Raw genomic sequence first — 17,538 nt, 5'->3', positions numbered from 1 at the left:
CGCGGCAGGCTCTGAGTTCCCGGTGGTCCCGGCTCTGCGCGCTTTGCGCTTGGCCCGGACGACAGTCTATCGGCTCAATCCAAAGCGCTCCGGCAGGCCGCGCCCATGGCCAGCGGAGTCAGCGCCACGGCGCCGACGCTGTAGGCCAGCAGGAACAGAAGGCCGCCGGTCCAGGGCAGGCCCGCCGCATAGCCGTCCAGGGCGCCGGCGCCGAAGATCACCGGCGGGGCGAACAGTGGCAGCACGATCACCGCCACCAGCAGGCCGCCGCGCTTGCTGCCCAGCGCCAGGGCCGCGCCCAAGCCGCCGAGGAAGGCGAAGGCCAGCCCCCGGCCAGGGCGCAGAGCACCAGCAGCGGCATCACCTTTGGTTCCGCGCCCAGCATCAGCGCCGCGATCGGAGCGGCCAGGGCCAGCGGCGCGCCGGTCGCCAGCCACTGGGCCAGGCACTTGGCGACCGCCACGGCTTCCAGCGGCGCGGGACCCATGGCCAGAAGGTCGAGCGTCCCATCCTCGTAGTCGCGCTCGAACAGGCGCTCCAGAGACAGCAGCGCCGCCAGTGCCAGGGCCAGCCAGGCGATGCCTGGGGCGATGGCGGCCAGGCGCTCGGGCGCGCGGCCGGACGCCATGGGCAAAAGCACCACGACACAGGCGTAGAAGGTCAAGGCCAGCAGCGGACCGCCGCCCTTGCCCCAGGCCAGGGCCAGTTCGCGCCGCAGCAGGATTCCGAACGCCCTCATGCGCCGACCTCGACGCTGCGGGCCGGGATCGGCAGGGGATCGTGGACCGAGGCCAGGATCATGCCCCCGCCGGCGATGTGTTCGGCCATCACCGCGCCGAAGGCCGCGCGCTGGCCCGCGTCCAGCGGCGCCATCGGCTCGTCGAGAAGCCAGAGCGACCGCGGGCTGGCGGCGAGGCGCGCCAGGGCCAGGCGCCGCCGTTGGCCGGCGGAGAGGCGGCGCACCTCCAGATCCAGCAGGCGGCGGAGATCGAATCGCTCGGCGGCGCTGCGGGCGCTGTCCTCGGTCCCGCCGGTCCACAGTGTCTGGAAGCGCAGCTCCTCCCAGGCCGTGCGACTCGATTTGAGGCCGTCCTGGTGGCCCAGCATGTGCAGATGATCGGCCCGGGCGGTGTCGGACTCGATGGGGCCGTTCGCGCCGTCGAAGGCGATCGAACCGGCGGCCGGGCGCAAAAGGCCCGCCACGGCGCGCAAAAGGCTGGTCTTGCCCGCGCCATTTCGCCCCACCAGCGTCGCGGCCTCGCCGGCGCGAAGTGTCAGATCTAGCTGAGAAAACAGCGTTCGCTCGCCGCGCGAGATCGCCAGATCCCTAATGAGAACAGCTCTCAACACGCCAAGACCCCGCGCGTGACATGGACGTTGCTCGACGGCGGCGCTAAGAAGCGGCCGGTCGCCCCCCTCCAGTCGTTCAGGGTGGTACGCGGCGCGGAGGCGGAACCTGTGTGTCCCTTCCGATCTGCGCGTGATTCCGGGAGTGGTTTTCGGGCGGCCGTGGACAGAGAAGGATCCTTGAAAATGGCGTCTGTGGACAGCCTCAAAGCCCGCCGCGAGCTCAAGGTCGGCAAACAGTCTTACGTCTATTACAGCCTTCGCGCCGCCGAGGAAGCCGGTCTTGCCGACGTTTCCTCGCTGCCGGTCTCGATGAAGGTGCTCCTCGAGAACCTCCTGCGCAACGAGGACGGCGTCTCGGTCAATGAAGACGACCTCAAGGCGGTCGCCGCCTGGCTCAACAACAAGGGCTCGGTCGAGCACGAGATCAGCTTCCGCCCCGCGCGCGTGCTGATGCAGGACTTCACCGGCGTTCCGGCCGTCGTCGACCTGGCCGCCATGCGCGACGCCATGGTCGCCCTGGGCGCCGACCCGGCCAAGATCAACCCGCTGAACCCCGTCGACCTCGTGATCGACCACTCGGTGATGGTCGACAACTTCGGCGACGCCAAGGCCTATGACGCCAACGTCAAGCGCGAGTACGAGCGCAACATCGAGCGCTACCGCTTCCTGCGCTGGGGCTCGTCGGCCTTCAACAACTTCCGCGTCGTGCCGCCCGGCACCGGCATCTGCCACCAGGTGAACCTGGAGTATCTGGCCCAGACCGTGTGGACCAACACGGTCGACGGCGCTGAAGTCGCCTATCCCGACACCGTCGTCGGCACCGACAGCCACACGACCATGGTCAACGGCCTGGCCGTTCTGGGCTGGGGCGTGGGCGGCATCGAGGCCGAGGCCGCGATGCTGGGCCAGCCGATCCCGATGCTGATCCCGGAAGTCATCGGCTTCAAACTGACCGGCGCCATGCCGGAAGGCGCGACGGCCACCGACCTGGTGCTCACCGTCACCCAGATGCTGCGCAAGAAGGGCGTGGTCGGCAAGTTCGTCGAGTTCTACGGCGACGCCCTGGCCAACCTGACCCTGGAAGACCAGGCGACCATCGCCAACATGGCCCCGGAATACGGCGCAACCTGCGGCTTCTTCCCGATCTCGGCCGCCACCATCGCCTATCTGAAGGGCACCGGCCGCACGGCCGAGCGCGTCGCCCTGGTCGAAGCCTACGCCAAGGAGCAGGGCCTGTGGTGGGAGCCCGGCGTCGCCGAGCCGACCTTCACGGACACGCTGGAACTGGACCTCTCGACCGTCCTGCCGTCGCTGGCCGGCCCGAAGCGTCCGCAAGACCGCGTGCTGCTGTCGGACGCCGCCGCCAAGTTCGCCGAGTCGCTGGCGGGCGAGTTCGGCAAGGCCGAGAACCCCGAGCTGCGCGCCCCGGTGGCGGGTGAGGACTTCGACGTCGGTCACGGCGACGTGGTCATCGCGGCCATCACCTCGTGCACCAACACCTCCAACCCCTCGGTGCTGATCGCCGCCGGCCTGCTGGCCAAGAACGCGGTCGCCAAGGGCCTGAAGGTCAAGCCGTGGGTGAAGACCTCGCTGGCGCCCGGCTCGCAGGTGGTCACCGACTACCTGGCGAAGGCGGGTCTGACCAAGTCGCTGGACGCCCTGGGCTTCAACCTGGTGGGCTACGGCTGCACCACCTGCATCGGCAACTCCGGTCCGCTGCCGGAAGCCATCAGCAAGACGATCAACGACAACGATCTGGTCGCTTGCTCGGTGCTGTCGGGCAACCGCAACTTCGAAGGCCGCGTGAACCCGGACGTGCGCGCCAACTACCTGGCCTCGCCGCCGCTGGTGGTGGCCTACGCCCTGGCCGGCAGCCTGAAGATCGATCTGGCCACCCAGCCGATCGGCCAGGACAAGAAGGGTAACGACGTCTATCTGAAGGACATCTGGCCCTCGAACGAGGACATCGCCGCCCTGCAGCGCAAGGCGATCAACGAGAAGATGTTCGCCAGCCGCTACGGCGACGTCTTCAAGGGCGACAAGAACTGGCAGGGCATCAAGGTGACCGGCGGCCAGACCTACGCCTGGGAAGCCGACTCCACCTACGTTCAGAACCCGCCCTACTTCCCCAACATGTCGATGACGCCGGCTCCGGTGACCGACATTGTGGAAGCCCGGATCCTGGCCGTGTTCGGCGACTCGATCACCACCGACCACATCAGCCCTGCCGGTTCGATCAAGGCCTCCAGCCCGGCCGGCAAGTTCCTGATCGACAACGGCGTCGAGCCGGTGGACTTCAACGGCTACGGCGCCCGCCGCGGCAACCACCAGGTGATGATGCGCGGCACCTTCGCCAACATCCGCATCCGCAACCGCATCACGCCGGACATCGAAGGCGGCGTGACCAAGCACTTCCCGACCGGCGAAGTGATGTCGATCTACGACGCGGCCATGAAGTACCAGGAAGAAGGCCGTCCTGCGGTCGTCTTCGGCGGCAAGGAATACGGCACCGGCAGCTCGCGTGACTGGGCCGCCAAGGGCACCAAGCTGCTGGGCGTCCGCGCGGTGATCTGCGAGAGCTTCGAGCGCATCCACCGTTCGAACCTGGTCGGCATGGGCGTGCTGCCGCTGCAGTTCGTCCAGGACGGCTGGCAGAAGCTGGAGCTGACCGGCGAGGAAATCGTCTCGATCCGGGGTCTGACCGACCTGGCGCCGCGCAAGCAGCTGATCGTCGAGCTCTACCGCCCGACCGACGGCCGCATCGCCCGCTTCCCGGTTCGCTGCCGCATCGATACCCCGACCGAGCTTGAGTACTTCAAGAACGGCGGCGTGCTGAACTACGTGCTGCGCAACCTGGCCAAGGCCGACTAAGCCGCGCGTTACAGCGACTCGAAAAAGGCGGCCGGTCCCTCGCGGGGCCGGCCGTTTTCGTGTCTGAAGCGACTGACAACGGTGTCGGTTCGCTTTCTCCCCATATGACATCGCTATTCACGGCCTCGTGAACGGCTAATCGAGGCGTTCTTGGCTTAAGTGCGCTCAATGCGTAAGGCCGCCCTTTCCCTGTTCAGCCTGGTTCTGTCCGGCGTCGTCGCCACCCTGTCGTGGGGGGGTGTCGCGTGGGCGCAGAAACCGCCCGTGGTGGTGGAGCTTTTTACGGCTCAAGGCTGCTCGTCGTGCGGCAAGGCCAATCAGGTCGCCGCCGAGCTCGCCAAGCAGGACGGGGTCCTGGCCCTGACCTATGCGGTCGACTATTGGGACTATCTGGGCTGGAAGGACACCTTCGCCAAGCCGGTCTTCGCCGAACGCCAGCGCGCCTACGCCAAGAAGTTCGCCCTGCGCGATGTGCCCACCCCGCAAATGGTCGTGGCCGGACGTGTCCAGGCCTCCGGGACCAAGGCCGAGGCGGTCGAGGATCTGGTGAAGACGGCCGCTCGCGCCCGCCTGAACCCGCCGGACATGCAGTTCATCGGCGCGGCCCGCGTCGCGGTCGGTTCGGGCCCGGCCCCGCGCGGCGGCGGCGAGGTCTGGCTGGTGCGTTACGACCCGCGCGAGCAGGACATCGCCATCAAGCGCGGTGACAACAAGGGTCAGACCCTGGTTCACCGCAATGTCGTGCGCGAGTTGGTGAGGCTGGGTCCCTGGGCCGGCAAGCCCAAGCTCTATCGCCTGCCCGCCGCCAATGACGCTGATCTGGTGACGGTGGTGCTGGTCCAGGGCGCCAAGGGCGGCCGGATCCTGGGCGTCTTGCAGAGCGCCGGCGAAGCCAAGCGCTGACTCCAAAGCGCGGACAAGGAAAACCCGCGCGGCTGGAGGGGACGAGCCGCGCGGGTCCTTTGCACATCGAAGACGGCGGTTGCTGACCGGGAGGGCTGGGGGGCTGGTCAGGACCCGGTCTCGTCGCCTTCGACCTCTCTATTATCGCGGCGCAACCGGGCGCGGGATCGACCAAATCAAGGTCGTTTCGCGGCGGCGCGTGGCCATCTCGCGGCGCAGGCCGCTCAGAACGCGCGAAAAAGCCCGCGCGGTGGGGGTGGTCCGCGCGGGCTCATCTCGGGGAGGGGATATAGGTTTGTCGGCTGACCGGCCCATGATCTGGGGGGCTGGGGGGGCTGTTCAGGATCCTGGACCACAGGGTGTCCGATCAGCCGACATTGATCTTATCGACCCGCAAACAGGCGGGCGAAGGACCGAATTAAGGTCATATCGAGGCGTTGCATGACGATGCCGCAGCAAATCCGGCGAGCGTGACCGTCGCGACACGGATAGTTCCAATCGTCTCGTTTATCGCTAGATTCCAGGGATGGCCCTGGAGTCCTCATCCGCGCCCCACGGGGGCGTCGTCTTCTTCGAGCGGCGCGAGCTCGACCAGTTGATGCGGCTCTACGGCCGCATGGTGGCGGCGGGGGAGTGGCGCGACTACGGCATCGCCGGACTCTCAGAGAGCGCCGTGTTCTCCATCTTTCGCCATGCGGCCGAGGCGCCGCTCTACCGGGTGGAAAAGCGCCCGGCTCTGGCGCGCAAGCAAGGGGCGTGGGCCGTCTACGGCCAGGGCGGCCAGATCCTCAAGCGCGGCCATGAGCTGGCCCAGGTCCTGCGCGTCTTCGAAAAGGGCAGGTTCGCGGTCGTCGACTGAACCGCCGAGCCACCGACCAAGAAAAAGCCCCGGCGGTGATCCGCCGGGGCTTTCGTCATCGCTAGAGCGTGACGCCGAAAGTGGGAACCGGTTTCGGCGCGAGTCACGCTCCAAGTGTTTGATTTAGAGCCTCGTTATCGCGTCAAAACGATCCCGTTTTGACGCGCGAGGCTCTAGGCGATGAACGCCTTTGTCCTACTCGCGGTTGCCGCCGAAGAACGACAGCAGGAACTGGAACAGGTTGATGAAGTTGATGTAGAGGCTCAGCGCGCCGAAGTTGGTGGCCACCGCCATGGACGCGCGGTCGCCGCCCATTTCGTAGTAGGTCATCTTCAGGCGCTGGGTGTCATAGGCGATCAGGCCCGAGAAGATGAGCACGCCCAGCACGTTGATGGCGAACAGCAGGGCCGGGCTCTTCAGGAAGATGCTGACGATCGAGGCGACGATCAGGCCGATCACGCCCATCATCAGGAAGCTGCCGAACCCGGTCAGGTCCTTCTTGGTGGTGTAGCCGAACAGGCTGAGGCCGCCGAAGGCCGTGGCGGTAACGAAGAAGGTCGCCGCGACCGACTCGCCCGTGTAGCGCAGCATCACCGAACCCAGCGACGCGCCGATCAGCGAGACGATCGTCCAGTACAGGGCGCCGGCGGTTTCAGGCTTCGGATTCCGCATCGCGAAGCCGGCGATCAGCATCAGCACCAGCGGCGCGAAGGCCACCGCCATGTAGAGCGGGGTCACGCCGGCGAGGCGTCCGCCCTGCACCACGAACAGCAGGTCGCGGACGGCCGGGACAGACGAGGTGGCGTAGGCGAGCGCGCCCGAAACCACCAGACCCAGCGCCACCTTGTTGTAGACGCCGAGCATGAATTTGCGCAGGCCGGCGTCAACCGACATGTCGGCGCGATCCGCCGGGATCGAGCGCGCATAGCCGCGGTTGAAGTCGTTCATCGAAAAAGCCCTTGAGCTAGGCGTCCACCATGGACGCTCCCCAAATATCGTGTGTCCCGCGCCGTCACGCAATCCCCCTTTGCGTGCGTTCATGGTATGCGTTCGCGAAATCTACGGCGCTCTCTCTTTCCCTACGGTCCATCTTGCGAGACGCGCGCAGCCCCTCCTACAACGCAGGCTCTGCGCAAAAGGGGCATCGCTCATGGAATACGCCAAGCTGGGCCGATCGGACGTGATGGTGTCGCGTTGTTGTCTGGGCACCATGACCTGGGGCTCGCAGAACACCGAGGCCGAGGCCCATGAACAGATGGACTATGCGCTCAGCCGTGGGGTCAATTTCTGGGATACCGCCGAGCTCTACGCCAGCCCGCCCAACCCCGAGACTCAAGGCCTGACCGAGACCTATATCGGTTCCTGGCTGCGCAAGACCGGCAAGCGCGCCGAGATCGTGCTGGCCTCAAAGGTGGCCGGCCAAGGCGCGGCCTTCGGCGGCCTGCCCTGGCTGCGCAAGGACGGCGCCGTCACCCGCCAGACCAAGGCGCAGATCGACGAGGCGGTCGAGGGCTCGCTGCGTCGGCTCGGCACCGACTATCTGGATCTCTACCAGCTGCACTGGCCCGATCGCCGGGTGCGCGTGTTCGGCGGCCAGACCTACAAGGACTACAGCCTCGAATTCGAAAGCTTCGGCAACATCCTGCTGGCGCTGGACGCCCATGTGAAGAAGGGCAACATCCGCCATGTCGGGGTCTCGAACGAGTTTCCCTGGGGGGTGATGCGCTTCCTGTCGGAGAGCGACACGCGCGGCTTGCCGCGCATCGCCTCGATCCAGAACGCCTATCACCTGGCCAACCGCACCTTCGAGTATGGCCTGGCCGAGATCGCCATGCGCGAGCAGGTGGGCCTCCTGGCCTACTCGCCCCTGGCCCAGGGCCAGCTGACGGGCAAGTACCTGGACGGCGCCCTGCCGCCGGGCTCGCGCAAGGCGCTCTATGACCGGATGCAGCGCTATGAGGGCCCCGGCGCGATCGAGGCGTTCCGCAGCTATGTCGACCTGGCCCGCGCCCATGGCCTGGACCCTGCTCAGCTGGCGCTGAAGTTCTGCGACGCGCGTCCGTTCGTCACCGCCACCATCATCGGCGCCACCTCGATGGATCAGCTGAAGACCAATATCGACGCCTTCGACATCGCCTGGACCGACGAGCTGGAAAAGGCCGTCGACGCCATCCACCTGCGTCACCCCAATCCCTGCCCGTAGTCCGTCGATGATCCGCCTGTTCACCGCCATCGCCATCCCGCCCGAAATCGGCGAGGGGCTGCTCTCGCGCCAGCACGGGATCGAGGGCGCGCGGTGGCGGCCTCTGGAGGCGTTTCACATCACCCTGCGCTTCGTCGGCGATGTCGCCGAAGACCTCGCCGCCGATCTCGATGAAGCTTTGGCCCAGATCACTGCGCCCGCTTTCGACCTCGAGTTGGCCGGCGCGGGTCATTTCGGTGAGGGCGCGGACATCCATGCGGTCTGGGCCGGGGTCGACGAAAGCGCGCCCCTTCGCCAGCTGCAGAAGAGCCATGAGCGCGCGGCGCGGACGGCGGGCCTGAAGCCGGAGAGCCGACTCTATACGCCGCACGTGACCCTGGCCTATCTGAAGCGACCTTCGGTTCCCGAGGTCGGCGCCTGGCTGCAGGCTAACAACCTGCTGCGCTCGCCCTCGTTCAGGGTCGATCGCTTCGGCCTCTATTCCAGCTGGCAAACCCGTGAGGGCTCGGCCTATCGGCTGGAGCGCGAGTATCTGCTGGAAGCCTGATCAGGCGGCGGCGTGGTCCTTGAGGACACCCAGCGGCACCACTGCCAGCATCTCCTCGTGCGTCGCCTCCAGCACAACCTGCGGCGCCATGCCGGCGTCCAGCGCCTCTTTCCAGCGTCCGGCGCAAAGGCACCAGCGGTCTCCCGGCTTCAGGCCGGGAAAGGCCAGATCCGGACGCGGCGTGGAGAGGTCGTTGCCCTGGGCCTTCGAGAAGGCCAGGAAGTCGCTGGTCATCACGGCGCAGACTGTGTGCAGGCCCAGATCGTGCGGGCCGGTCTCGCAACAGCCGTTGCGATAGAAGCCGGTCACCGGATCGAAAGAGCAGGGGACCAGTTCCTGGCCCAGCACGTTCTTGGCGTTCTTGTCATAGCGGGTGGTGGTCATGGCCCGATCCTGCGCTCCCGACGGACCAGCGACAAGCCGGCTCCCCGTGGCGATGATTTCGTTGGAAAGGCTTTTGCTGCGTCGCAGCAATGCTAAGGTCGCGACAAAGCACAAAAGACTGCAGGGGAGTTTCAATGACCACCGCCCAAGCCAATCGCCCGCGCCGCAGCGCCCTCTATATGCCGGCTTCCAACGCCAAGGCGGTCGAGAAGGCGCGCACGCTCGACGCCGACGTGATTATTCTGGACCTGGAAGACGCCGTGGCGCCCGAAATGAAGCCGGCGGCGCGTGAAGCGGCCGTGACGGCGGTGAAGGCGGGCGGCTTTGGGCTGCGCGAGGTGGTGATCCGGGTCAATGGGCTCGATACGCCCTGGGGCGCCGATGATCTCGCCGCCGCCTCCGAGGCCGGGCCTGACGCGGTGCTTGTTCCCAAGGTCAATGATGCGGCCGACGTGCGGCTGTACGACCAGCACCTCAGCGCCGCGCCGACCAGCACGCGCCTGTGGACCATGATCGAGACGGCGAAAGCGGCCTTCCATCTGTGGGAGATCGCCGAGGCCGCGCACAGCACGCGTCTCTCCGCCTGGGTGATGGGCGTCAATGATTTCGCTAAGGAAATGCGGGCCCGCCAGACCCCGGATCGCGCGCCGTTCCTGCCCCTGCTGACCCTGTCGGTCGCCGCCGCGCGGGCGCACGGTCTGACGATCCTCGACGGCGTCCACAACGACATCGAAGACCTTGCGGCCCTGGAGGCGGTCTGCGTCCAGGGCGTCGATTTCGGCTTCGACGGCAAGACGCTGATCCATCCCAAGCACCTGGAGATCTGCAATCGCGTGTTCTCGCCCTCGCCCGAGGACGTGGCCTGGAGCCATGCGGTGATCGCGGCCTTCAATGCGCCTGAAAATGCGGGCAAGGGCGCGCTGCGGGTCGACGGAAAGATGGCCGAACGCTTGCATCTGGCGCAGGCTGAGCGTCTTGTCGCGGTGGCGCAGGCCATTTCGGGACGATCGGCCCAAGGTTAGGCGGCCCAAGGTTAGGCGGCGGTTGAAGGTTTCTATGCGGGCTATCGTTCTTTCCGTCGCCCTGGTCGCCAGCCCCGTGCTGGCGCAGCAGCAGACTCCGGCGATGCCCCCGCTCTCGGACTATGTGCCGACCTTTGGGACGCAGAGCGCCCGACCGACCGCGACGACCCCGCCAGGGCCCGAAGCGCCAGTGAGCACGGCGCCTCAGGTCGCGCCGCCGGGCGTCGATACCACCCAGGCGCCCGAAGCCCTGGACCCCCTGGCCGACTTGATCGCGCAGAGCGCTCAGACCTTGGACGAGGAGGCGGCCGAGACAGCCGCCGCCCCGGCGCCGCGCCGGCGCGGCCGCATCCTGCCAATTCCGCCGCCCGAGCCTGAGGCCCCGACAACCCCCGGAGCCTATCTGACGACCGCTCAGATCTATGAGCTCAGGGTCAAGGGCTCGGTCGCGGCGGCGCAGAACCTGCAAGGTCCGCTCGACGGGAGCTGGAAGGTCACCGCCGCCGATGGCGCAGAGCTCTATGCTTTGCAGATCGTCGACAAGGCCGGCGGCGCGAGCGAACTGGAAGGCGCCTGGCGCGACGTGCGGCGGCCGGGGTCCGTTGGCTCGACAGGCCTGATCGATGACCTGCGACAAGAGGGCGATCAGATCATCGCCCGCTTCAGCCCGCGTGGCGGTGCGTCCGCCGTGCTGACCCTGCGCCCAGCCGGATACGAGGCCTGGTCCGGCGAGCTCTACGAGAACGGCGCAAGCGTCGGGGTGCAGGCCGAACGGATCCTGCCGCAGGCGCCGCCGGGATACGAATCGCCCGGACGCGGTCCCTATGTCTGGCCGCCGCGCGTCGCCGCCAGCCGCCCGGCGCCCGCCGCCAAGGCCGTCTGCTCGACCAAGGGCAAGAAGGGCAAGGCGCTGAAGGCCGCCAAGGCCAAGTGCGCCGCCGCCGCCAAGAAGTCCAAGGCCTCGGCCGCCAAGAAGGGCAAGTCCAAGGCCACCGCCGCGCGCAAGGGCAAGAGCAAGGCGACGGCCAAGAAAAGTACGCGTTAGAGCCTGTCGGCTCTAGACGGCCAGGGCCTTGCGGGCCGTCGCGATCGCCGCGTCGCGGACCGCCTCGTCAAAGGCCTGGGCGGGGCTATGGCCCCAGACAGGCCCGGGCCAGGCGGGATCATCGCCTCGCCGCCCCACCACATGGACGTGCAGCTGGGCGGTGACATTGCCCAGAGCGCCGACGTTCAGCTTGTCGATCCGGAGGCCCAGCAGGGCTCCAACCGCGCGGACGGCTGATCCGGCGCGGATGGTTTCTTCCATCAGCCGGGCGCGATCGGTCGGGCTCAGATCCTCCAGCTCCCTTAGCCCAGGGAGGCGCGGGATCAGCACCAGCCAAGGATAGCGGGCGTCGTCCTGCAGCCGGACCTCGCAGAGCGGCAGGTCGATCACCGCGTGCGAGGTCGCGACGAACGCCGGGTCGAGCTGGAACTCAGCCACGCTTGGGAACCGCCGCCCAGTAGTCGAAATCCAGGATCACGGCCGGGTTGTAGGCGCCCTCGGCGTCCTTGTCGGGGAAGTCGTCACAAGGGCGGTCCTTGGTGGCCACCAGGCGCAGACGCAGAGCGCCCGCCGCGCCGAGGTCGGCCTTGTCCAGAACCTCGCTCCAGGCGAACACCGTGCCGCCGGCGAAGAACGGGGCGACGTGCCGCCCGCCATTGATCGCCAGGATCAGGCCGGCGTTCTGCAGACCGTTGAACGACAGCGCCTTGGCCGTTGAGATCACCACCCCGCCATAGACGAGGCGCTTGCCGGACGGGTCCTTGGCGCGCTCGAACTGGTTGAAGTGGACCTTGGCGGTGTTCTGCCACAGACGCGTGGCCATCTGGTGCTCGGCCTCTTCGACCGCCATGCCGTCGACATGGTCGATCTTCTCGCCGATCGCATAGTCCTCGAAGGCGTGCGGCGCGCCGGCCAGCGCCCAGTCATAGCCGGAAAAGTCCAGGCCCATGGGCAGCACCAGGTCGGCCGGAGCGACCGCGCCGGCCAGGGACGGAACCGTCTGCTCGGCGACCTCGGCTTCGGCGTCGCGCTTGCGGACCATCACCCAGCGCACATAGCTCAGCACCGGCTCGCCCCGCTGGTTCACGCCGGTGGTGCGGACATAGACGACCCCGGTCTTGCGGTTGGAATTCTCCTTCAGCCCGATCACGTCCGAGACGGCGCTCAGGGTGTCGCCCGGGAACACCGGCGCCAGGAAGCGGCCCTCGGCGTAACCGAGATTGGCCACGGCGTTCAGGCTGATGTCGGGCACCGTCTTGCCGAACACCACATGGAAGGCGATCAGCGGGTCGACCGGGGCGGACATAAGGCCGCACCCCTTCGCGAAGGCGTCCGACGAAAACAGCGAAAACCGGGGACCGTAGAGGGCGGTGTAGAGCGCGACGTCGCCGGCCGTAACCGTGCGGGGCGTGGCGTGAACCAGCCTTTGCCCCAGTCGGAAATCCTCGAAATAGTTTCCGGGATCGGTCTTGCTCATCGTGCCCCTCGCCCCTGGCGCTGCTTATCGTTGTTCAGTCGACTTTGCCGCAGTGCAGCGAAACGGGAAAGGGGGCTTGAGGCTGGGCCGCTACGGGTCTAGACCGCGCCCCGAGATTCCACTGTCCACAGCCTTGATGGAGACCCCATGGCTCGCGCGAAGATCGCCCTTATCGGCGCCGGCATGATCGGCGGCACCCTGGCCCACATCGCCGCTCGCGAAGAGCTGGGCGACGTGATCCTGTTCGACATCGCCGAAGGCACCCCGCAGGGTAAGGCCCTCGACATCGCCGAAGCCTCGGCCGTGTTCGGCAAGGACGTCGCCCTGAAGGGCGCCAACGACTACGCCGACATCGCCGGCGCCGACGTCTGCATCGTGACCGCCGGCGTGCCGCGCAAGCCGGGCATGAGCCGCGACGACCTCTTGGGCATCAACCTGAAGGTCATGAAGGCCGTCGGCGAAGGCATCAAGGCTCACGCTCCGAACGCCTTCGTCATCTGCATCACCAACCCGCTCGACGCGATGGTCTGGGCCCTGCAGCAGTTCTCGGGCCTGCCGAAGGAAAAGGTCATCGGCATGGCCGGCGTCCTCGACTCGGCCCGCTTCGCCTACTTCCTGGCTGAAGCCACCGGCGTGTCGGTCGAAGACATCCACGCCTGGACCCTGGGCGGCCACGGCGACGACATGGTGCCGATGGTCCGTCACTCGACCGTCGGCGGCCTGCCGCTGCCGGAACTGGTCAAGCAAGGCTGGCTGACCCAGGAAAAGCTGGACGCCATCGTCGAGCGCACCCGCAAGGGCGGCGGCGAGATCGTCGCCCTCCTGAAGACCGGCTCGGCCTTCTACGCCCCGGCCGAGAGCGCCATCGCCATGGCGACCTCGTACCTGAAGGACAAGAAGCGCGTCCTGCCGTGCGCCACCTATCTGACCGGCCAATACGGCCTGGACGGTCTCTATGTGGGCGTGCCGGTGGTCATCGGCGCCGGCGGCGCCGAGAAGATCGTCGAGTTCGAAACCAACGACGAAGAAAAGGCGATGTTCGCCAAGTCGGTCGAGTCGGTGAAGGGCCTGATGGAAGCCTGCAAGGCCATCGACAGCTCGCTGGTCTAAGACCGGACGACAATCCGATACGAGAAGGGCGGCTCCTCGCGGGGCCGCCCTTTTTCTTGGCTGCAGCCACGAGAAGTGCGGGCGCTTGCACGGGTGGAAATCCTCGTCCTTCGACAGGCTCAGGATGAGGATTTCGCGCGAGCCGTGGCTAACAGTCGTCCTCACCCTGAGCTCGTCGAAGGGCGAGGACGGCTTCCGCAGCGCCGACGAACTTCTTGCGCGCCGAGCGCTCCCCTTCGGCCCCTTCACATCCTATCTAGACGCATCCCTTCTTCCCGGAGCTTCTCATGTCGATCTCGATCCACCAGGCCAGCGTCCCCGTTTTCGTCCAGGGCCTGAAAGGTCTGAAGGGCGTGCTGACCAAGGCCGCCGCCCAGGTCGAGGCCAAGGGCTGGGACGCCGAGGCCCTGCTGAAGGCGCGGCTGTATCCCGACATGTTCCCGCTGATCCGCCAGGTGCAGATCGCCACCGACTTCGCCAAGGGCTGCTGCGCGCGCCTGGCCGGCCAAGAGGTTCCGGCCTGGGACGACGTCGAAACCAGCTTCGCCGAACTGATCGCCCGCATCGACCGCGCCATCGCCTATGTCGAGGGCCTGGACGAGGCCGCCTTCGAAGGCGCCGAGGATCGCGACATCACCCTGACCCGCCGCGGCGAGACCAGCGTGGTCAAGGGCCTGGCCTATTTCCAGGGCCAGGCTCAGCCGAACTTCTTCTTCCACCTGACCACCGCCTACGCGATCCTGCGCCACAACGGCGTCGAGGTGGGCAAGCGCGACTATCTGGGCATGGCCTGATCCACTCTAAGTCCGATCTCCCCGGCGACACGTCAGTGCGGCGCAGCCAATGCCGGGAAGATCGGGCTTTTATATTCACGGGCGACTGAGTTTTGACTCTTTGCCTGTTTTCAGCCATAAGCCCCGGCTTCCGGCGCTTTATCAGCAGCGCCTCCACCGTCACGACCCCGGCCTGTTAGCGCAGGATCCATCCGGACGAGGACGGCGAGGACCCCCGTCGACGTGATCGTCCACGGGGGCTGATCGCGTTTGGAGCTTTGGTTCTATTCAGGGTTCGACATGTTCGACGGCCTTACAGAGCGACTTTCCGGCGTCTTTGAACGCCTCGGCGGTCGCGGCGTGCTGTCCGAGAAGGACATCGACGAGGCGCTGCGCGAGGTCCGCGTCGCGCTGCTCGAGGCCGACGTCGCCCTGCCGGTGGTCAAGGACTTCATCTCCAAGGCCAAGGAACTGGCCTCGGGCGAGGCGGTGATCCGCTCGGTCAAGCCGGCCGACCAGGTGGTCAAGATCGTCTATGACGGTCTGGTGGACATGCTGGGCGGCGAGCAGCCGACCGGCCTGAACCTGGCGCTCAACCCGCCGTCCGTCATCCTGATGGCCGGTCTGCAAGGCTCGGGTAAGACCACCACCACCGGCAAGCTGGCCCTTCGCCTGTCGAAGACCGATCGCAAGAAGGTGCTGGTCGCCTCGCTCGACACCCGCCGTCCGGCGGCCATGGAGCAGCTGGCGACCCTGGCCAAACAGGTCGAGGTCGAGAGCCTGCCGATCGTCGCGGGCCAGAGCGCCCCGGACATCGCCAAGCGCGCCCTGACCGCCGCCAAGCTGGGCGGCTATGACGTCCTGATCCTCGACACCGCCGGCCGCACGACGCTGGACGAGTCGATGATGAGCGAGGCGGCTGAGATCGCCCGCATCGCCAATCCGACCGAGACCATCCTGGTCGCCGACAGCCTGACCGGTCAGGACGCCGTGCGCACGGCCAAGGCGTTCCACGAGCGCTTGCCGCTCACGGGCCTGATCCTGACCCGCGCCGACGGCGACGGCCGGGGCGGCGCGGCGCTGTCGATGCGCCACGTCACCGGCCTGCCGATCAAGTTCCTCGGCGCCGGCGAAAAGATCGACCAGCTCGACGTGTTCGACGCCCGCCGCGTCGCCGGCCGGATCCTCGGTCAGGGTGACGTTGTGGCCCTGGTCGAGAAGGCTGCGGCCGACCTCGACCAGGCCGAGGCCGAGCGCATGGCCAAGAAGCTGGCCAAGGGCAAGTTCGACCTCGACGACCTGGCGGCCCAGCTGAAGCAGATGCAGAAGATGGGCGGCATGGAAGGCATCATGGGCCTTCTGCCGGGCGTCCAGAAGGTCAAGAAGCAGATCGCCGAGAGCGGCGTCGACGACAGCATCTTCCGTCGCCAGCAGGCGATCATCAGCTCGATGACCAAGGAAGAGCGCAAGAAGCCCGACATTCTCGCCGCTTCGCGCAAGCGCCGCATCGCGGCCGGCGCCGGCGTCGACGTGGCCGAGGTCAATCGTCTGCTCAAGCAGCACCGTCAGATGGCCGACATGTTCAAGGCCATGTCCAAGGACGGCGGCAAGGGCCTGGCCCGCATGGCCCAGATGATGGGCGGCGGCGACATGGCCCGTCTCAAGAACCTGGGCGGCGGCAAGATGCCGACGCCTGATCCCAATGCAGCGGGGGGCCAAGGCTTCCCGGGGCTGCCCGGTCTGCCGGGCCTCGGGAGTGGCGGCGACGCCAAGCCCAACCCTCTCTCCGGCCTGGGCCTGCCCGGCTTCAACCCGTTCAAGAAATAGAACTTTAGACCTTAAGGACTACCGAAATGCTGAAGATCCGTCTCGCCCGTGGCGGCGCCAAGAAGCGTCCGTACTACTCGATCGTCGTCGCCGACAGCCACTCGCCGCGCGATGGCCGTTTCATCGAGAAGGTCGGCACCTACAACCCGCTGCTCAAGAAGGACGACGCCAACCGCGTCACCCTGAAGGTCGAGTCGATCCAGGAGTGGCTCAAGAAGGGCGCCCAGCCGACCGATCGCGTCGCCCGCTTCCTGGCCGCCCAAGGCCTGGTCGCCTGGACGCACGGCAACAACCCGGAAAAGGGCAAGCCGGGCAAGAAGGCGCAAGAGCGTCTGGCCGAGCGCGCTCAGCGTGAAGAAGAGCGCAAGCAAGCCGAAGCCGACGCCAAGGCCGCCGCCGAAGCTGAAAAGGCCGCCGCTGCTGAAGCCGCCGCCGCCGCCGCCGCGGCTCCGGCCGTTGAAGAAGCCCCGGCTGAAGAGGCTCCGGCCGCTGAAGCTCCGGCTGAAGAAGCCGCCGAAGGCTAATCAGGGTTCCAGCGCCGCCGTTTCTTTCGAGACGGCGGCGCGACTCTGTCCGGACCATGGCCGTATCTCAAGACGATCCGCTGATCCTGGTCGGCCGCGTGGCCGGCGGCTTTGGCGTGCGCGGAGAGGTGCGGATCACGACCTATACCGAAGACCCGCTCAGCATCGCGGGCTTCAAGGCGCTGAAGCGCCAGGACGGCTCGCCGGCCCTGACGATCGCTTCGGCTCGCAAGACCAAGGACGGCGTCGTCTGCCGCTGCCCTGGGATTGAAACGAAAGAGGCGGCTGACGCCCTGCGCGGCTTGCGGCTGTACGTCCCCCGCTCGGCCCTGCCGGAGCCGGAGGAGGACGAGTTCTACCTGACCGACCTCGTCGGTCTCACCGTTCGCCACATCCAGACCGGCCAATTGCTGGGCCGCGTAAAGAGCGTCCAGAACTTCGGCGCCGGTGACATTCTCGAGATCAATCCTGATCTCGGCGGCCCGACCTGGTACCTGCCGTTTACGCGGGCGGCTGTCCCCGAAGTCAAAGTCAGCGAAGGTCTGATCCTGGCCGATCCTCCGGCGCTGGTGGGCGATCATGAGGGGCCAGAGGAAAAGGGCCTGGACGAGAACGAAGAGCTGGGCGACCGGGACTGATCCAC

At 67.2% G+C, this 17,538-nt stretch carries 17 protein-coding genes and 2 pseudogenes; 13 read left to right on the top strand and 6 right to left on the bottom strand.

The annotated features are described in order from the left end of the window. Positions 1 to 74 precede the first annotated feature (74 nt). Positions 75 to 739, bottom strand: a pseudogene (gene ccmB, locus OVA11_RS02430) (heme exporter protein CcmB). After that, positions 736 to 1,350 (bottom strand): heme ABC exporter ATP-binding protein CcmA, encoded by a 615-nt coding sequence (ccmA, locus tag OVA11_RS02425; protein WP_268065870.1) that lies wholly within the window; start codon positions 1,348 to 1,350, stop codon positions 736 to 738. The pseudogene ccmB and the gene ccmA overlap by 4 nt, the downstream one beginning before the upstream one ends. 183 nt (positions 1,351 to 1,533) lie before the next feature. Here ccmA and acnA point away from each other — a divergent pair, with 183 nt between their 5' ends. The 3 genes from acnA (at position 1,534) to OVA11_RS02410 (ending at position 5,983) form a co-directional block, all read left to right on the top strand. Then, positions 1,534 to 4,221: an aconitate hydratase AcnA gene (gene acnA / locus OVA11_RS02420; RefSeq protein WP_268065869.1), complete on the top strand. Its 2,688-nt coding sequence runs from the start codon at positions 1,534 to 1,536 to the stop codon at positions 4,219 to 4,221. A gap of 168 nt (positions 4,222 to 4,389) precedes the next feature. Further along, positions 4,390 to 5,124: a DUF1223 domain-containing protein gene (locus tag OVA11_RS02415; RefSeq protein ID WP_268065868.1), complete on the top strand. Its 735-nt coding sequence runs from the start codon at positions 4,390 to 4,392 to the stop codon at positions 5,122 to 5,124. Positions 5,125 to 5,650: 526 nt separating this feature from the next. Then, positions 5,651 to 5,983, top strand: a complete 333-nt coding sequence (locus OVA11_RS02410; protein ID WP_268065867.1) for a DUF2794 domain-containing protein — start codon at positions 5,651 to 5,653, stop codon at positions 5,981 to 5,983. A 195-nt stretch (positions 5,984 to 6,178) separates the two neighbouring features. Here OVA11_RS02410 and OVA11_RS02405 read toward each other — a convergent pair whose 3' ends face one another. Then, complete coding sequence (locus tag OVA11_RS02405; protein WP_268065866.1) at positions 6,179 to 6,931, bottom strand: Bax inhibitor-1/YccA family protein; 753 nt, start codon at positions 6,929 to 6,931, stop codon at positions 6,179 to 6,181. A gap of 202 nt (positions 6,932 to 7,133) precedes the next feature. Between OVA11_RS02405 and OVA11_RS02400 the strand changes: the two genes are divergently transcribed. Both OVA11_RS02400 and thpR read left to right on the top strand, forming a co-directional pair. Beyond that, positions 7,134 to 8,186 carry an aldo/keto reductase gene (locus OVA11_RS02400; protein WP_268065865.1) on the top strand — a complete coding sequence of 351 codons (1,053 nt, stop codon included), beginning with the start codon at positions 7,134 to 7,136 and terminating at the stop codon, positions 8,184 to 8,186. Positions 8,187 to 8,193: 7 nt separating this feature from the next. Then, positions 8,194 to 8,733, top strand: a complete 540-nt coding sequence (thpR, locus tag OVA11_RS02395) for an RNA 2',3'-cyclic phosphodiesterase (RefSeq protein ID WP_268065864.1) — start codon at positions 8,194 to 8,196, stop codon at positions 8,731 to 8,733. On the opposite strand, the gene OVA11_RS02390 is transcribed toward thpR, so the two are convergent. Next, the gene (locus OVA11_RS02390; protein ID WP_268065863.1) at positions 8,734 to 9,117 is read right to left on the bottom strand and encodes a DUF2237 family protein; all 384 of its coding nucleotides are present in this window, start codon (positions 9,115 to 9,117) and stop codon (positions 8,734 to 8,736) included. Between the two features lie 134 nt (positions 9,118 to 9,251). Between OVA11_RS02390 and OVA11_RS02385 the strand changes: the two genes are divergently transcribed. After that, positions 9,252 to 10,139: an HpcH/HpaI aldolase/citrate lyase family protein gene (locus OVA11_RS02385; protein WP_268065862.1), complete on the top strand. Its 888-nt coding sequence runs from the start codon at positions 9,252 to 9,254 to the stop codon at positions 10,137 to 10,139. Then, entirely contained in the window at positions 10,021 to 11,184 is a 1,164-nt protein-coding gene (locus tag OVA11_RS02380; RefSeq protein ID WP_268068875.1) for a hypothetical protein, read from the top strand. The genes OVA11_RS02385 and OVA11_RS02380 overlap by 119 nt, the downstream gene beginning before the upstream one ends. A gap of 12 nt (positions 11,185 to 11,196) precedes the next feature. Here OVA11_RS02380 and OVA11_RS02375 read toward each other — a convergent pair whose 3' ends face one another. Both OVA11_RS02375 and OVA11_RS02370 read right to left on the bottom strand, forming a co-directional pair. Further along, complete coding sequence (locus OVA11_RS02375) at positions 11,197 to 11,622, bottom strand: HIT family protein (RefSeq protein WP_268065861.1); 426 nt, start codon at positions 11,620 to 11,622, stop codon at positions 11,197 to 11,199. After that, positions 11,615 to 12,661 (bottom strand): MaoC family dehydratase, encoded by a 1,047-nt coding sequence (locus OVA11_RS02370; RefSeq protein ID WP_268065860.1) that lies wholly within the window; start codon positions 12,659 to 12,661, stop codon positions 11,615 to 11,617. The genes OVA11_RS02375 and OVA11_RS02370 overlap by 8 nt, the downstream gene beginning before the upstream one ends. A 147-nt stretch (positions 12,662 to 12,808) precedes the next feature. Here OVA11_RS02370 and mdh point away from each other — a divergent pair, with 147 nt between their 5' ends. The 6 genes and pseudogenes from mdh (at position 12,809) to rimM (ending at position 17,533) form a co-directional block, all read left to right on the top strand. Next, the gene (mdh, locus tag OVA11_RS02365) at positions 12,809 to 13,771 is read left to right on the top strand and encodes a malate dehydrogenase (RefSeq protein ID WP_268065859.1); all 963 of its coding nucleotides are present in this window, start codon (positions 12,809 to 12,811) and stop codon (positions 13,769 to 13,771) included. Between the two features lie 75 nt (positions 13,772 to 13,846). Beyond that, positions 13,847 to 13,966, top strand: a pseudogene (locus tag OVA11_RS02360) (hypothetical protein); the annotation flags it as partial. Positions 13,967 to 14,058: 92 nt separating this feature from the next. Beyond that, on the top strand, positions 14,059 to 14,565 hold the full coding sequence (locus OVA11_RS02355) for a DUF1993 domain-containing protein (RefSeq protein WP_268065858.1): 507 nt from the start codon (positions 14,059 to 14,061) through the stop codon (positions 14,563 to 14,565). A 279-nt stretch (positions 14,566 to 14,844) separates the two neighbouring features. After that, positions 14,845 to 16,371: a signal recognition particle protein gene (ffh, locus tag OVA11_RS02350; RefSeq protein ID WP_268065857.1), complete on the top strand. Its 1,527-nt coding sequence runs from the start codon at positions 14,845 to 14,847 to the stop codon at positions 16,369 to 16,371. A gap of 26 nt (positions 16,372 to 16,397) precedes the next feature. Next, positions 16,398 to 16,895 carry a 30S ribosomal protein S16 gene (gene rpsP, locus OVA11_RS02345; RefSeq protein ID WP_010921479.1) on the top strand — a complete coding sequence of 166 codons (498 nt, stop codon included), beginning with the start codon at positions 16,398 to 16,400 and terminating at the stop codon, positions 16,893 to 16,895. Between the two features lie 56 nt (positions 16,896 to 16,951). Further along, positions 16,952 to 17,533, top strand: a complete 582-nt coding sequence (gene rimM, locus OVA11_RS02340) for a ribosome maturation factor RimM (protein ID WP_268065856.1) — start codon at positions 16,952 to 16,954, stop codon at positions 17,531 to 17,533. Positions 17,534 to 17,538: the final 5 nt, after the last annotated feature.

The organism is Caulobacter sp. SL161, assembly GCF_026672375.1.
Classification (GTDB): Bacteria; Pseudomonadota; Alphaproteobacteria; order Caulobacterales; family Caulobacteraceae; genus Caulobacter.
The sequence above is the reverse complement of the archived record's forward strand: the minus strand, read 5'-3'. Positions and strand labels throughout refer to the sequence as shown.

Excerpts from the sequence above, each read along its gene's own strand:
- OVA11_RS02405 (WP_268065866.1), bottom strand. The coding sequence starts at position 6,931 with ATGAACGACTTCAACCGCGGCTATGCGCGCTCGATCCCGGCGGATCGC.
- OVA11_RS02390 (WP_268065863.1), bottom strand. The coding sequence starts at position 9,117 with ATGACCACCACCCGCTATGACAAGAACGCCAAGAACGTGCTGGGCCAG.
- OVA11_RS02385 (WP_268065862.1), top strand. The coding sequence starts at position 9,252 with ATGACCACCGCCCAAGCCAATCGCCCGCGCCGCAGCGCCCTCTATATG.
- ffh (WP_268065857.1), top strand. The coding sequence starts at position 14,845 with ATGTTCGACGGCCTTACAGAGCGACTTTCCGGCGTCTTTGAACGCCTC.
- OVA11_RS02400 (WP_268065865.1), top strand. The coding sequence starts at position 7,134 with ATGGAATACGCCAAGCTGGGCCGATCGGACGTGATGGTGTCGCGTTGT.
- thpR (WP_268065864.1), top strand. The coding sequence starts at position 8,194 with ATGATCCGCCTGTTCACCGCCATCGCCATCCCGCCCGAAATCGGCGAG.
- OVA11_RS02355 (WP_268065858.1), top strand. The coding sequence starts at position 14,059 with ATGTCGATCTCGATCCACCAGGCCAGCGTCCCCGTTTTCGTCCAGGGC.
- mdh (WP_268065859.1), top strand. The coding sequence starts at position 12,809 with ATGGCTCGCGCGAAGATCGCCCTTATCGGCGCCGGCATGATCGGCGGC.
- OVA11_RS02415 (WP_268065868.1), top strand. The coding sequence starts at position 4,390 with ATGCGTAAGGCCGCCCTTTCCCTGTTCAGCCTGGTTCTGTCCGGCGTC.
- OVA11_RS02410 (WP_268065867.1), top strand. The coding sequence starts at position 5,651 with ATGGCCCTGGAGTCCTCATCCGCGCCCCACGGGGGCGTCGTCTTCTTC.
- rimM (WP_268065856.1), top strand. The coding sequence starts at position 16,952 with ATGGCCGTATCTCAAGACGATCCGCTGATCCTGGTCGGCCGCGTGGCC.
- rpsP (WP_010921479.1), top strand. The coding sequence starts at position 16,398 with ATGCTGAAGATCCGTCTCGCCCGTGGCGGCGCCAAGAAGCGTCCGTAC.
- OVA11_RS02370 (WP_268065860.1), bottom strand. The coding sequence starts at position 12,661 with ATGAGCAAGACCGATCCCGGAAACTATTTCGAGGATTTCCGACTGGGG.
- OVA11_RS02380 (WP_268068875.1), top strand. The coding sequence starts at position 10,021 with ATGCGGGCAAGGGCGCGCTGCGGGTCGACGGAAAGATGGCCGAACGCT.
- acnA (WP_268065869.1), top strand. The coding sequence starts at position 1,534 with ATGGCGTCTGTGGACAGCCTCAAAGCCCGCCGCGAGCTCAAGGTCGGC.